The organism is Psychromarinibacter sediminicola (genome assembly GCF_029168335.1).
GTDB lineage: Bacteria > Pseudomonadota > Alphaproteobacteria > Rhodobacterales > Rhodobacteraceae > Psychromarinibacter > Psychromarinibacter sediminicola.
In genome coordinates, this window is record NZ_JARGYC010000022.1 from 50,603 (window position 1) to 64,527 (window position 13,925).

The following is a 13,925-nucleotide window of genomic DNA, read 5'->3' on the forward strand; positions in this document are numbered from 1 at the left end:
GACATATCCTGCCAAATCCCACGGCGCCGCGCCACCGGAAATCTGTGAAGTTTTGACGACATGACCGACCTCGCCGCCCGAAAGACCCCGCTCTGGCAAGCCATCGCCAGCGCCCTGACAGAGGACATCGCCGAGGGCCGCTACCGCGAGGGCGACAAGCTGCCGACCGAGGCGCAGCTGGCCGAGCGGTTCGGGGTCAACCGGCACACGGTGCGGGCGGCGCTGGCGCAGCTTGTCGACGCCGGGCTGGTGCGAACGCGGCGCGGGGCGGGGGCCTTCGTGACGGCGCGGCCGACGGACTACCCGATCGGCCGGCGCGTGCGGTTCCACCGCAACCTGCTGGCCGCGGGCCGGACGCCGGACAAGCGGGTGCTGACGGCCGGCGAGCAGGTCTCGACCCCCTATATCGCGGAACGGCTGCGGATCGCCCCCGACGCGGCGGTCTGCTACTATCACGGGCTGTCGCTGGCCGACGGCCGCCCCGTCGCGCTGTTCGAGAGCCACTTCCCGGCACAGCGGTTTCCCGCGCTGGCCGAGGTGCTGCGCCGGACCGCCAGCGTGACGGCCGCGCTGGCCGAGTACGGGGTGACCGACTACACCCGCGCCGCCACCCGGCTGAGCGCCCGGGCGGCCGACGCGACGCAGGCGCTGCAACTGGAGCTGAAGGAAGGCGATCCGCTGCTGTTCTCGGAGGGGATCAACGTGGATTCGGACGGGCGGCCGGTGGAGTTCGGCCAGACCTGGTTCGCCGGCGAGAGGATCACGCTGACCCTGGGCGAGGACTAGGTGTCCGAGGTTGGACGGGGTCTTAAGTATCTGAAATATATATACTGATACCGCTAGCACACCCCATCCGGACGCTGTGCCCCGGCGGGAACCGGACGGGGCGCGACCCTGCCATTCGTCGGGCGCGCTCCATCAGGAATTGCGCGAATGGTCTTCATCGCGCCTGCATGGGCTCGGGGAATGTCTCTAGCGCACGCGGTCCCGCGGCATCGGCTGGATCAGGAAGATCAGCGAGTCGCGGCGAATGCGACTTGGACATGCGCGCGTTGATCTCCAGGAGGTTCAGCGCGCCGCTGTCGGGATCGCGGAAGAACTCGACGTTGAACGGCCCGTCGTCGAAGCCGATCTTGTCCAGCACCTTCGCCGTCTGCGCGCGCGCCGCCTCGACCAGCTTGAACTGATGCGGTCGATACTCCCACCGCATCAGTTCAGTCGGGTGTGAAGGTCGTCTGCGCAATGTGACGGACACCGCCTTTCGTCCGGACCGGTTCGTTGGCGAGATTCATGTAGTACAGGGCGAGCAATCGGTTCGGCTCATGCTCGATGATCCGTGGATAACCGAGATCCCAGCTGCCGCCGTCGTTGCGCAGCACGATGTCGCCGCCCCAAGTCGCTCCGGAATCTTCAGAGATCCTAGCCCGCAGACCAGGCGGGCGGACGCGGTAGCCATAGACGCATACGATCCGCCCGTCCGACAGCTGCGCCAAGTCGCCCGGCGCGCCCCAGTCGGTGATCCGCGACAGGAAGGTCCAGGTCAGGCCCCCGTCGGCGGAGCGATAGAGTTCGGTCCAGATCACGTTGCGAGCGTCGCGCTGGGCGCGAACCGCGGCGAGGATCGTGCCGTCAGAGAGCTCGATCAGCCGGGGGTAGAACCGGCCGATAGCGCCGAAGATGAAGCTGCCTTGGCGGGTGCTGACAAAGGTGGTGCCGTCCTCGGTGCCGATGAACGACAGGAAATGCCAGTCGATGCCGTCGCGGCTCGCATAGACGAGCGGGCGGTTGGCCCAGCCGTCCTCGGTCGTCATAGCCAGCCCGATCAGGTTCATCCCGTCGCTGCGGGTCAGGGAGGAGCCGCAACCCGAGAGTGCTGGGAAGCCTCCCATCGGCAGCAGGATGTGGCGGCGCCAGGTGCGGCCACCGTCGGTGGAGGCGCGTAGCCATGGCTGGCTGTCGGGCTTTAGGAAGGCGGGAACGGCGCCGGTCATGATCAGCGTGTCGGGGCTGGCAAATTCCAGCGGCCCCTCGGCGCGGTAGTCGCGGGCTCCCCGAGCGAGTATTTCGTCGGCCCCGATGTCCAGCGGGTGCACATGGGTCAGCTCGTCGCCGTTCCAGGTGCGGCCGTTGTCCACCGAGCGGATTAGGTACAGGTCGCCCTGGCGATAGGTCAGGCGGTCGTGCGAGATCTCGGCCATGTCGCGGTAAGCCAGCGGGATCTTCTTGAAACCGGCGACGAGGTCGCCATTCGCCACCCGCCAGAGCCCGCAGTAGAATGGCCATCCGCAGAAGGCATCCTCGCGTCGGTAGACGATGCTGTGTTCGGCGTCGCTGGCGGGGCGGGGTGCGTGTTGTCTAGGCGGCATGGGCGGTGCGGTGCATTCAGTCCTCCACGAGGAACTGGCGCCGCCGGCTCAGCGTCGGCACGAGGGCCGAGCCGACCACCACGACCGTCAGGGCGAGGAGCGCGAGGGTCCGCGGCTCGCTCACGAAGAGCCAGACGTCGCCGCGGCTGAGGATTAAGCCCCGGCGCAGGTTGTCCTCCAGCATCCCGCCGAGGACGAGGCCGAGGAGAAGAGGCGCGGGTTCGAACTTGAGCTTGAAGAGCGCGTAGCCGAGTATCCCGAACATCGCGACCTGCATCACGTCGGCAGGGCGCGAATTGACCGAGTAAATGCCGATGCAGCAGAGCAGGACGATCATCGGGAACAGGAGGCGGTAGGGGACTTTGAGGAACCGGACCCAAATGCCGATGAGCGGCAGGTTGATGATGACCAGCATCAAGTTGCCGATCCACATCGAGGTGACGACGCCCCAGAACAGATCGGGGTGCAGGTCGATCACCTGCGGACCTGGGACGACGCCGTGAAGCGTCATGGCGCCGCCCACGAGCGCCATCGTGGCCGTGGACGGCAGGCCCAGCGTCAGGAGCGGGACGAATGTGGTCTGGGCGGCGGCGTTGTTGGCGGATTCCGGACCTGCGACGCCCTGGATCGCTCCCTTGCCGAAGCGTTCAGGGTGACGCGAGATTCGCTTTTCCAGCACGTAGGACGCGAAGGAGGACAGCGTCGCGCCGTTGCCGGGGATGATGCCGACGACGGCGCCGAGTATCGAGCCGCGGCCGATCGAGCCGGCGGATTCCCTCATGTCATTGCGGTCGGGCAGCAGCCCGCCCACCACGTCGCCGGCAAAGGGTCGCTGTTCGGGGTTTTCTAGGTTGCGCAGGATTTCGGCAATGCCGAACAGGCCCATCGCGACGATGGCGATGCCGAAGCCGTCGTAGAGCACGTTGGTGCCGAAGGTCAGGCGCGGAATGGCAGTGATCGGGTCGGCCCCGACAAGTGCCATCGTGACGCCGATCAGCAGCATGCAGAACGCCTTCAGAAGCGAGCCGCCGGCCAGCACGATCGCGAGGCTCAGGCCGAGGACCATGACGGCAAAGTAGTTGCCGGCGGTGAAGCTGAGGGCAAGGTCGGCCAGCGGCACCGCGATAGCGGCGACCACCAGGGTGGCGAAGGTGCCGGCGATGAACGACCCGATGGCCGCGATGCCCAGCGCCTTGCCCGCGCGGCCCTCGCGCGCCATCGCGTGGCCGTCGAGTGTGGTCACGACCGAGGACGACTCTCCCGGCATGTTGACAAGGATCGCGGTCGTCGATCCGCCGTATTGCGAGCCATAGTAGATGCCCGCCAGCATGATCAGCGAGCCGATGGGCTCGGCGTTGTAGGTGATCGGCAGCAGGATCGCGATGGTGGCGAGCGGGCCGATGCCGGGCAACACCCCGATCATCGTGCCGACGAGGCAGCCCACGAGGCAGAGCATGACGTTCTCGAACGACAGGACGACCGAGAACCCAAGGGCGAGATGGTCGATCAGCTCAGTCACGGCGGCGCCCCGGAACGTCGAAAAGCCAAGTGTAGAGGCCGGCCGTCACGCAGGCATAGACGATGTAGAGCGCCCGGACCGCCGCGTCGGTGCCGAAGGATGGCGGGATCGCGTCCTCCAACCGGGTCGGGAACACCGGCAGCGGCACGCCGAGAAGGTCGGTGAACACCAGAAGAACCGCTGCGGTCAGGCCGAAGGCCATAACAATCAGTTCGCGCGGCCTGGCCTCGGGCGTGGCGAAGCCGGCCACGAAGACGGTCAGCGGCCCCACGACCATGAGGCCCAGGCGTGGTGTCGAGACGATCCCGTAGTCGCCGCCGCGGATGAAAAGCGCGAAAAGGAAGATCGCGATGCCGAGGATGGCGGGCGGCCTGACTGCCAGCACCAGCGGCTCGGCCTCCTGCTCGCGTTGCACGAGGCCGTGGAGAAACATGCCAAGCCCCGCCGCGCCGAGGATCAGCGCCAGGACACGCGGCAAGGCGCCGGGGCCGAAATTGACGAGTTCGCCCACCCGCAGGCCGATGGCGCCGAACCAGATCAGCGCGGCCACGAAGACCATCACGGCCCCTCCGATAACGTCGATCCGGGCATAGCGCGGAATGGGCGGCGCGGTGGCGGGAGTCAAATCGGCAGGCATGGTGGATTTTCATATCCTGATGTCGGGAGCGAGGGTCGGAAAACGGGAGCAGCCGGCCCCGGTTCCCTTGCGGGAGCGGTTCCGGCTGCGGCTCGTGTCGGCGCTAGGAGTCCTTGCCGGAGCCCGTTTCCTCGATCAGCGACTTCCATCCGTTGATCTGCCGTTCGATGAAGGCCTCGGTCTCTTCTACCGAGTAATCGCGAAACTCGATGGCGAGTTCTTCGTAGCGTTCCTGGATAGGCGCAGTCTGCAGCGCTTCGCGGGTCTTTTCGTTGAGGTACTCGACGATCTCCTTTGGCGTGCCGGCGGGGACGAACAGGGTGACCCAGGAGTCGATAAAGTAGTTCTCCACACCCGCGTCATCGATGGTCGGGATCTCGGGGGCCGCTGGCGACGGCTCCGGACCTGTCATCACTATGGGCGTGACGTCTTCCGAGCGGATGAAAGGCAGGGCGGAGGCCAGGTCGACGATCGTGCCTGAAGCGCGGCCAGCGATGATGTCGGTCATCGCCTCGACCATGCCGGCGTAGGGAACGGGCGTCATTTCAAGCCCGGTGCGCAGTTCCAGCCCCTGCCGCGCCATCTCGCCCACGCCGGTCCAGCCCGCGAAGGTCAGCTCGCCCGGGTTCTCCTCGCCGTAGGCGATCAGATCCGGCAGCGTCTCGATCTCGAGGTCGTTGGCGACGACCATCACGTAGGGCGTATAGCCGATCAGCGCGACCGGCTGCAGGTCTTCCAGGGGCACGTAATCGGCCGCCGGGTTGGTCTGGGGGTTGATCGCGATGGTCGAGGCAACGCCCATCACCACGGTGTAGCCGTCGGCGTCCTGCGAGATGCCATGCTTGGTGCCGATCACGCCGGCGGCGCCCGCGTGGTTTTCCACCACGACGCGCTGGCCGATGAGCGGCGCCATCGCCTCGCCCCACATACGGGTCTGGGTGTCGGTGCCGCCGCCCGCGCCGAAGGGCACGACCGCGGTGATCGGCTTGTTCGGATAGTCCTGCGCCGTCGCGACCGGCGCCGCGACGAGCGAAGCCGCGCCGATCGCGGCCGCCAGCGCGGCGTGCCGCAGCGCGTTCGAACGTCCTATGATCGAGGTAGTCATTTGCTGCCCTCCCAGTTGCCAGCTCATACCGTCGTCCGCCGAATTGGCGGTCATGACCGGAGGCTATCGGAGATTCCACCGCCGCCAGTCCGACGCCCCCTCCGTTTTCGTAGAGTGAAAAACAGCCGTGCCAGGTTCTGCGTCATCACCTCTGTGCGCCCATCACGTCCAGGATCGCGCCGGTCACAAAGGACGCCTTGTCCGACAGCAGCCAGACGATGCTCTCGGCAACTTCTTCGGGTGTGCCCGCCCTTCCAAGCACGGTCTTCGCCGCGAAATCACGCACCCGGTCGGCCTGGCCGGACTTTTCGTGGATCGGCGTGTTGACCATGCCGGGCCGGATCGCGTTGATCCGGATGCCGTCGCGCGCGACCTCGTTCGCGAGTCCCTTCGTCATGCTATCCACGGCGCCCTTGGAGCCGGCATAGTGGATGAACCGTCCGGGCGAGCCCGTAAGTGCGCCGATGGAAGAGACGTTGACGATGCTGCCGCCCGCGCCGCCGAGCTTGGTGGACATGCGCTTTATGGCTTCGCGGCAGCAGACTAGGACGCCGGCAGCGTTGACGGCGAAGATCCGCATCGTCTCGGCAAAATCATACTCGTGCGCGGCCCGGTGATGCGGGCCGTTGATCCCCGCATTCGCAACGAGACCGGTCACCGAGCCAAACGCAGCATCGGTTTCTTCAAACATCCGGACGATTTCGGCCTCGTTCCCCATGTCAGCCGCCACAGCGATGGCACGGCCTCCAGCGGCCTCGACATCCGCGGCGACGGCTTCGGCCAGGTCTCGCGAGCTGTGGTAATTCACCACCACGCAGGCTCCGAGGGCGCCGAGCATGCGCGACGTCGCGGCACCGATTCCACTGCTTGCTCCGGTGACGATGACGACATCCTGCATGGGCAACTCCGTATGTGTGTGGTGACTGGGCTTCTGGCCGCCTCGCTTGCAAGGCTGGAGATTTGGTTAGTCTGGGGGGGACGGAGCCACGCACCGGTTTCTAGAGCCGTTTCGCTGGTCGAAACTGTGGCCTCGCACGGTTCCTCAACGACTTCGTGCTGCGCTTCGGGCTGCCGGAGGGGATTGCTCTCGAGTCGCCGATGGTCGCGCCATTGACGGAGTGGATGGCGCCCGCTCTCGGCATCGCAATGTGCCACATTGGGTGCTGTCAACCGAACCGATCAAGGGAGCCATCCATGACAGAGATGTCGACGGTCGGCGATCTCGCCAAGTGCGTCTTCTAGGTCCACGGCGTCGATGCCGAAGGAGCTGCGGTTCTGCGGCGTCAGCTGCGGCGGAGTCAGGACCTCAGGTTCTTTCAGGGGCTTGCGCCTGCCTGATCGGCCTCGAGGCCTGTGCTGGGGCGCGTCACATAACCAGCTGGTCTCCGTCCGGCGCCTCCCGCACCCTGAATGTGATCTACGACGTCACAAAGGAATGGCTGGAGGACGTCATCGATACCTCTATCAGCGGTCGATGCGTGGCCCGCGAGCTTGGGCAGCTCGTTGTCCGGCATGGCGTTTCCGAATTGATCGTCAGCAATCGCGGCCCCGGAGCGCGTCTTGGACGCCATGCCCGAGTGGACGAAGAAGGCCGGCGGGATCAGTTCCACAGGCGGTTCACACTCCGCTGCGCCCCCGTTCAAGTGCATCTCAGCAATCGCTCCATCACGTCCGACTGCAGCCGCGTCGGATGCCAGTCGCGGCGCGTGGTGACGCATATGATCCTACGGGTGAGTGGCAGGGCGAGATCGAGAGCGGTCAGCAAGCCCTGTTGTTCTTCGTATAGCACCCGGCGCCGCGAAAGCAGGGTCAGGCGGTCCGTCCGCGCGAGCACGGCGCGCACGATCACCAGCGACGACGTCGTTATCAGTCCGCTCTCGACGGAATGGCCCTCGAACAGCTTTTCGAAGTCGCTCCGTGTCGGGGCGCCGGAGCGCGGGGCGATCCAAGGATAGCGGACAAGATCGTCGAGTGTCAGGTCGCGCCGGCCGGCCAGGGGGTGATCCTTGCGAGCGAAGACCGAAAGTTCGTCGGAAAACAGCACGTGCTCTTCCAGATCCCCGGACAGGTCGGCACCGCGCGAGGCACCCAGCACGATGTCGAGCGCGCCGCGACGCAAGGCGCGCGTCAGGGTCTCGTAGTCCGCCTCGACCAGCTCGAGAGAAACGCCAGGGTCCGTATCGCAGATGTCGGCGACGACGTCGGGCAGAATATCGGTCCGGGCAATCGGTATGGCCCCCAGGCGGACCTGCCCGGAGGAAGCGCCGGCATGATCGTCGAGATCTGCCCACGCGGCCTGCAGCTCGGCCAGCGCTAGTCCGGCCAGCCGGGCCATATGGTCGCCGATCCGGGTGGTTTCAATCGAGGTTCCGGTCCACCTGACCAGATGCGTGCCGACGAGGTCGGAGAACTCGCGCATACTGCGATGAAGTGCTGGCGCGGACATTCCGAGGGCTCGTGCGGCGGCGGCATAGCCCTTGGCCCGGTCGAGCTCGACCAACCCCCCGAGATGTACCATTTTCAGCCGGTTATCGAAGACGCCCGCGTTCCGGACCCATTTCTTCATCCCCTCCAGCGTCGCGAACATGCGCTGTGTCCGGCGCAAGAGAATACGCCCCTCGTCGGCAAGGTCCATGCCGTGGCGACCACGCGCAAACACCCTGCGGCCCAGCAATGTCTCGAGTTTTCTGAGCGCTTGCGAGATCGCGGACTGCGTCACTCCAACCGCGATGGCTGCCTCGTGCTGGCTGCCGCATTGCGCGACGGCCGCGAATATCCGCAAATGCCGGAGGTTCAAGCTCGGCTCCGCCCGGACCAGCGAAACGGTGTTCTCGGAGGCGCCAACCATGACTCTCATTATCAACTACTTATCACGAATACCGTCAATTCCATTTTCGGTGTACGACGCCGAAGCATAGGACTCCGAGCAAGGAAGCGCGCTGCCCGGCAAGGCAGATGCAGTGACTGGAGGAGGAATACGATCTTGCAACAGCGGATGCGTCCGAACCTATCGGAGCTTGTGGCATGTGCGGCAAATGCGGTCTTTGGGCTGACCGCGCTGGTGATCGCACTCGGCTACGAGCTGGGCAGCGTGCGCCGGATGGGGCCGGGTTTCTTCCCGGTGGCCGTCTGCGTGACGGTCATGGCGCTGGCGGTGGCCACGGCGATCGAAAGCCTCGGGGCGCCGGTCGAACGGTCCTCGACGGCGTGGCGCCCGCTATTGTTCATCAGCCTGGCTGTTATCGTCTGGACGCAACTGATCGACAGTCTCGGTCTCGTGCCGTCGACGGTGGCGCTGATCGTGATCTCGTCGCTCGCAAAACCGCCGTTCCGGCCCGTGTCGATGCTTCTGCTTTCGACGGGCATCTGCATTGCCGGCTACCTGATCTTCATCTCCGGGCTGCGCATGCCCTTGACATTGTTCGGGCGCTAAATGTCGGACACCTTCTTGAATCTCGGTCTGGGATTCCAGACGGCGCTGAGCCTGGAAAACCTGATGTTTTGCATGTTCGGCGTGACTCTCGGCACATTCGTCGGGGTTCTGCCAGGCATCGGGGCACTGGCGACCATCTCGATGTGCCTGCCGTTGACCTTCTATCTCGACCCTGTCTCTGCGATCATCATGCTGGCGGGCATCTTTTACGGGGCGCAGTACGGCAGCTCCACCGCCTCGATCCTGCTGAACCTGCCGGGCAGCGCGCCGGCGGCCGTCACTTGCCTCGACGGCTATCCGATGGCCCAGCAGGGCCGGTCCGGGGTCGCACTGTTCCTGACCACGATCGCATCGTTTATCGGCGGGTCGTTCTCGATCATGCTCATGATCGTCTTCGCGCCGATGCTCGCCAGCGTAGCGATAAGCTTTTCCTCGGCCGAGTACTTTTCGATCATGGTGCTGGCGCTCGTCGCGGCCTCGACCCTGTCGAACGGGTCTTTCCTGAAGGGCGTCACCATGACGGCGGTCGGCATCCTGCTGGGTCTTGTGGGCACCGACATCAGTTCTGGCACCGCTCGCTTCACCTTCGGGTCGGTCACGCTGTCGGACGGGATAAGCCTCGTGGCGCTGGCCATGGGTCTGTTCGGGATCTCGGAAATCCTCACGAACCTTTCGCGCGGGAACTACACGGCGATCGACCCGCGCTCGATCACCCTGCGTTCCCTGATCCCGACGCGGGCGGATATGCGCCGGTTCTGGCCGTCTTCGGGGCGCGGCACATTGATCGGATCCGTGGTGGGTATCCTTCCGGGCACCGGACCTACCATCGCGACCTTCATGTCCTACGCGGCCGAGAAGCGGATCGCGAAGGATTCCTCGATCTTCGGCAAAGGCGCGATCGAGGGAGTCGCCGCGCCCGAATCCGCCAATAACTCCTCGGTCCAGGCCGCATTCATCCCAACCCTCACGCTTGGAATTCCGGGCGACGCGATCATGGCGGTGATGCTGGGGGCCCTGATGTTGCACGGCATCACGCCCGGCCCGCAGCTGATCATCAACCAGCCGGAACTGTTCTGGGGTGTCATCGCCAGCTTCTGGATCGGCAACCTCTTCCTGCTGGTACTCAACATTCCGATGATCGGGCTTTGGGTGCGGCTGCTGACCGTGCCTTACCACATTCTCTATCCGGCCATGCTGTTCTTCATCTGCATCGGCGTCTACAGCGTGAACAATTCCAGCTTCGACGTGCTGATCGCCCTGATCTTCGGTGTGCTGGGCTATGGGATGATGAAATTCGGTTTCTCTCCCGCGCCGCTGCTTCTGGGCTTCGTGCTGGGGCCGCTGCTGGAGGAGCACTTCCGCCGCGCGCTGCTTCTTTCACGTGGCGATCTGACCGTCTTTGTCATGCGGCCCGTCAGCCTGCTGTTCCTGGCACTTACCCTTCTCGTGCTGCTGCTGTCGATGCGCTGGTTCCGAACGCTGCCACGCCGGTTCGGGCGCAAGGCGCTTCAACGCAACGAATGACCGACGACAACCCAAGGGAGGACACCATGAAACTGATCACAATGACCCGCCGCGCCGCTGCGGCATCGCTACTGGCGATGACAGGCGCCGCCATTGCGCCGGCCGCCGTCGCGCAGGAGGATTTCCCGACAAAGCCGGTGCGCATCCTCGTGCCCTTCGGCCCCGGCGGACTGGCCGACATCACCATGCGCCTTGCGGCCGAGAAGTTTCGCGAGATCCTGGGCCAGCAATTCGTCGTCGAGAACCACCCCGGTGCGGGTGGCGTGGCGGCAGCCAACGAGCTTCTTAAGGCAGAGCCGGACGGGCACACGCTGATCGTGATGTCCAACGGCACGACCATCGCGACCTCGTTGTTCGAGACCCTCGGTTACGACCCTCAGGAGCAGTTCGCGCCGATCTCCACGCTGGCCTGGTTCGACCTTGGCTTCTTCGTGAACCCGGAGAGCGACTATGAGGAGCTGACCGACGTTGTCAGCTACGCGCAGGAAAACCCGGGGATGCTGAACATCGGCACCATCAACCCGGGCAGCACACAGAACCTGTCGGCCGAGTATTTCGTGGCCGTCACCGGGATCGACGCGAACATCATCACCTACCGCACGTCGCCCGACATCCTCGCGGCGCTGATCCGCGGCGAGATCGACCTCGTGTTCGAGTCCCCGACCGCCTTCGCCTCGGCGATGGAGAGCGGGCAGGCCAAGATCCTGGCCACGACGGGGTCGCAACGCAACCCGTCGCTGCCCGATGTGCCGACGGCCGAGCAGGCCGGGGTCGAGGGCTACCAGGTCGAGGGATGGAATGCTCTCTGGACGCTGGCCGGTACGCCGGAGCCTGTGATCGAAACCCTGCACGAGGCGATCGTCGAGGTGGCGAACATGCCGGAGATCCAGGAACGGTTCGCCGAGCTGAACACGCGCGCCCAGCCGCTCACGCCCGAAGAGATGGCCGAGCGCTTCGAGGCCGACCGGGCACAATGGGCTCAGGTCATCGAAGACGCCGGCATCGAGACGCGCTGAGACAAGGAGGAGCGTGCAGCGACATGGACCAGGGCACGAACACCGGTGGCGATGATCTCATGGTCGATTGCCACGCTCACATCTTCCAATCCAGCATGCCGCTGCGCGACAAGCCGCGGCATGCGCCCACCTACGACTACACGCTGGCCGACTACGCGAAGGCGCTCGACGCGCATGGCGTGCACCTGGCCGTACTCGCCGCCGCCAGCCCGTGGGCCGACTACAACGACTTTCTCGTCGACTCGATCAACGGGAACCCACGCTTCCGGGGCACAGTGATCCTGGAACCCACGGTCGAGCGCTACGTACTCGACTTCATGGCGCGCGCCGGTGTCGTGGGAGTGCGGATGCATATGATCGGGCTGGATCGGATGCCCGACATCACCACCTTCGAATACCGCCGGATGTTCCGGCGGATCCGCGACCAGGGTTGGCACATTCACTTGCATTGCGCCGGCCCCGATCTGCCCGATATCCTGCCGGTGTTCGAGCGTGCCGGCGTCGATCTCGTCGTCGATCACCTCGGGCGGCCGGACCCTGGCCTGGGAGTCAACTGCGCGGGCTTCAAGGCCCTGCTGAGGACGCTCGAGAACGGGCGAACCTGGGTCAAGGCGTCGGGGCACGGCCGGATCGGGCCAGCCGCAACCGATTATCTGAAGGCGCTTGTCCGGCACTCGGGCGACACCCGCCTTGTCTGGGGGAGCGATTGCCCTTTCGTCGGCGAGGAGGAAATGACCTATCAAAGCACGCTCGATTGGCTTCACGATGCCGTGCCCGACCCTCAGAGCCGGCGACGCATCCTCGGACTGAACGCCATTGACCTCTATTTCAAGGGACAAACGGCACCGGCCTTGTAAGCGGCTTGCCGTCAGGTACGGGCGTTGGAAACGGCTTTCTGATGCGGGTTGTCATCGTGGCCTTGGCTACTGACGACGACAAAGACGCTCCACTCGGTCTTGGAGCCAGTCGTTGGTCCACTATACACGCAGCCTGACAACCGCAATCGCCCGCCCCGCTGCGCGAGAGGAAGGCTCCGCGCGTCGGGCGATTGCTCAACCTGCGGCATCTGGCGTAAACACCAACCGGACTCCGGTCGCGGCTGGATGAAAGTTCAGTGGCAGGTCACGACGAGGACGTTGTCCTGATCGAGGTGCTTTCGGAAGAGGCGTTCGAGAACTTTCATCTGCCGGAGGCGATCAACATCCCGCTCTCGGCGGACGACTTCGACGAACGGGTTCAACAGGCGGCACAGAAGGAGGACCAGGTCGTCGTTTACTGCAAGGACTTCGAATGTGATGCATCGCCTCGTGCTGCCGCGCGTCTGGATGAGTTGGGATATACCGATGTACTCGACTATGCCGCCGGAAAGGACGACTGGCGCGCGGCGGGTTTTCCGGTGGAGTAGTGTTACCGGCACGCCATCGCGAATGGGTTCCGGCGGTGTAAAGGACTTCTTCTATATCGGCCAGTAACAGAGGGCGCCGTAGTGCTCCATCGCAACGCGAGCGGGGCTTCGGCGGAGTTCCAATAACGTCTCCAAATCATCCATAGCCTGGATCGAACGGCTCTTGAAGCGGCTGTCTTGAGCCGTCTGTCGCAGTCCCCCGAAGCTCGAAGGACTGGCCCGCACGCTCGCCGTGGACCCGGCGTGGCTCCAGTTCGGCACGACACCGGAATCTTCGCACGTCGAGCCCGGAGCGGCGGCGCGCCAGGCGCAGGGCGCGACCCTCTGGCTCGCCGGCATGATTAGCCTCACCGGCTCGGGCGGCAACGTGGCTTTCGCTGATCCGGCGACCGGCGAGCATGAGAGCGTGCGTCTCGTCTCGATCAGCCAAGGTCGCGTCCACCGTATCGTCGTGGCGCGCGGTACGCGCGAAGGCAAGCGGATCAATTTTGATCTCCCTCATCCGGTCGTCCCCGGCGCGAAGGTGATCGGGGTCGTCCCGTGGTGCAATGGCACTGACGCGACCAGTATCTGCGCCTACGACCTGACGCGCTGCCAGGCCACCCCGCGCGGCGGACACGCGAGTCTCAGCCTCAAAGTCGGCCCGACTGGCCCCGTCGGGCCATCCGGCGAAGACGTCGTCGAGATGACCGATTTCTCTTCCTTCTGAGGCTAGAGAAACTGACACGAAGAGAGCCGTTCCCTCAGTGCGGAGAGGCGGCAGTTACCGTTTCAGGATGAGCAAGACATCCTGCACGAAATGGACGCAATACGGATACCGCTGAGCTAGAGCCTCGTGCGGAAAACCAGAGTCGGGGATTCCCATAAGGAAGGGTTTGTGATTCACTATATGTGGAGGTGGATCATGGGAAGACCGCTAT

General features: G+C 65.0%; 14 protein-coding genes and 2 pseudogenes. 9 read left to right on the forward strand and 7 right to left on the reverse strand.

Annotation, left to right across the window (positions count from 1 at the left end; all coding sequences use genetic code 11):
* The first annotated feature begins 60 nt into the window (after window positions 1-60).
* A complete protein-coding gene (phnF, locus tag P1J78_RS10350; RefSeq protein WP_275567272.1) occupies window positions 61-786 on the forward strand; it encodes a phosphonate metabolism transcriptional regulator PhnF in 726 nt (241 codons plus the stop codon).
* 154 nt (window positions 787-940) lie between these two features.
* On the opposite strand, the gene P1J78_RS10355 is transcribed toward phnF, so the two are convergent.
* The 6 genes from P1J78_RS10355 to P1J78_RS10380 form a co-directional block, all read right to left on the reverse strand.
* Window positions 941-1,210, reverse strand: a complete 270-nt coding sequence (locus P1J78_RS10355; protein ID WP_275567273.1) for an ATP-binding protein — start codon at window positions 1,208-1,210, stop codon at window positions 941-943.
* 4 nt (window positions 1,211-1,214) lie between these two features.
* Complete coding sequence (locus tag P1J78_RS10360; protein ID WP_275567274.1) at window positions 1,215-2,366, reverse strand: sialidase family protein; 1,152 nt, start codon at window positions 2,364-2,366, stop codon at window positions 1,215-1,217.
* A 16-nt stretch (window positions 2,367-2,382) separates the two neighbouring features.
* Window positions 2,383-3,885 (reverse strand): tripartite tricarboxylate transporter permease, encoded by a 1,503-nt coding sequence (locus P1J78_RS10365; protein ID WP_275567275.1) that lies wholly within the window; start codon window positions 3,883-3,885, stop codon window positions 2,383-2,385.
* The gene (locus P1J78_RS10370; RefSeq protein ID WP_275567276.1) at window positions 3,878-4,522 is read right to left on the reverse strand and encodes a tripartite tricarboxylate transporter TctB family protein; all 645 of its coding nucleotides are present in this window, start codon (window positions 4,520-4,522) and stop codon (window positions 3,878-3,880) included. The genes P1J78_RS10365 and P1J78_RS10370 overlap by 8 nt, the downstream gene beginning before the upstream one ends.
* Window positions 4,523-4,625: 103 nt before the next feature.
* Window positions 4,626-5,681, reverse strand: a complete 1,056-nt coding sequence (locus P1J78_RS10375) for a Bug family tripartite tricarboxylate transporter substrate binding protein (protein ID WP_275567277.1) — start codon at window positions 5,679-5,681, stop codon at window positions 4,626-4,628.
* Between the two features lie 91 nt (window positions 5,682-5,772).
* Window positions 5,773-6,525, reverse strand: coding sequence for an SDR family oxidoreductase (locus P1J78_RS10380; protein WP_275567278.1), 753 nt, complete (start codon window positions 6,523-6,525; stop codon window positions 5,773-5,775).
* Window positions 6,526-6,821: 296 nt separating this feature from the next.
* On the opposite strand from P1J78_RS10380, the pseudogene P1J78_RS10385 reads away from it, so the two are divergent.
* A pseudogene (locus P1J78_RS10385) lies at window positions 6,822-6,997 on the forward strand (IS110 family transposase); the annotation flags it as partial.
* A gap of 269 nt (window positions 6,998-7,266) precedes the next feature.
* Here P1J78_RS10385 and P1J78_RS10390 read toward each other — a convergent pair.
* Complete coding sequence (locus P1J78_RS10390; protein ID WP_275567288.1) at window positions 7,267-8,475, reverse strand: LysR family transcriptional regulator; 1,209 nt, start codon at window positions 8,473-8,475, stop codon at window positions 7,267-7,269.
* A 135-nt stretch (window positions 8,476-8,610) separates the two neighbouring features.
* Between P1J78_RS10390 and P1J78_RS10395 the strand changes: the two genes are divergently transcribed.
* From P1J78_RS10395 to P1J78_RS10425, 7 genes and pseudogenes are all read left to right on the forward strand, one after another.
* Window positions 8,611-9,060 (forward strand): tripartite tricarboxylate transporter TctB family protein, encoded by a 450-nt coding sequence (locus P1J78_RS10395; RefSeq protein WP_275567279.1) that lies wholly within the window; start codon window positions 8,611-8,613, stop codon window positions 9,058-9,060.
* Window positions 9,061-10,584, forward strand: a complete 1,524-nt coding sequence (locus P1J78_RS10400) for a tripartite tricarboxylate transporter permease (RefSeq protein ID WP_275567280.1) — start codon at window positions 9,061-9,063, stop codon at window positions 10,582-10,584.
* A 26-nt stretch (window positions 10,585-10,610) separates the two neighbouring features.
* Window positions 10,611-11,600: a Bug family tripartite tricarboxylate transporter substrate binding protein gene (locus tag P1J78_RS10405; protein WP_275567281.1), complete on the forward strand. Its 990-nt coding sequence runs from the start codon at window positions 10,611-10,613 to the stop codon at window positions 11,598-11,600.
* Window positions 11,601-11,623: 23 nt separating this feature from the next.
* Window positions 11,624-12,457 (forward strand): amidohydrolase family protein, encoded by an 834-nt coding sequence (locus P1J78_RS10410; protein WP_275567282.1) that lies wholly within the window; start codon window positions 11,624-11,626, stop codon window positions 12,455-12,457.
* Between the two features lie 44 nt (window positions 12,458-12,501).
* Window positions 12,502-12,707 (forward strand): annotated as a pseudogene (locus P1J78_RS10415) (IS3 family transposase); the annotation flags it as partial.
* Between the two features lie 7 nt (window positions 12,708-12,714).
* Complete coding sequence (locus P1J78_RS10420) at window positions 12,715-13,005, forward strand: rhodanese-like domain-containing protein (RefSeq protein WP_275567283.1); 291 nt, start codon at window positions 12,715-12,717, stop codon at window positions 13,003-13,005.
* Window positions 13,006-13,237: 232 nt separating this feature from the next.
* Complete coding sequence (locus tag P1J78_RS10425; RefSeq protein WP_275567284.1) at window positions 13,238-13,714, forward strand: hypothetical protein; 477 nt, start codon at window positions 13,238-13,240, stop codon at window positions 13,712-13,714.
* Window positions 13,715-13,925: the final 211 nt, after the last annotated feature.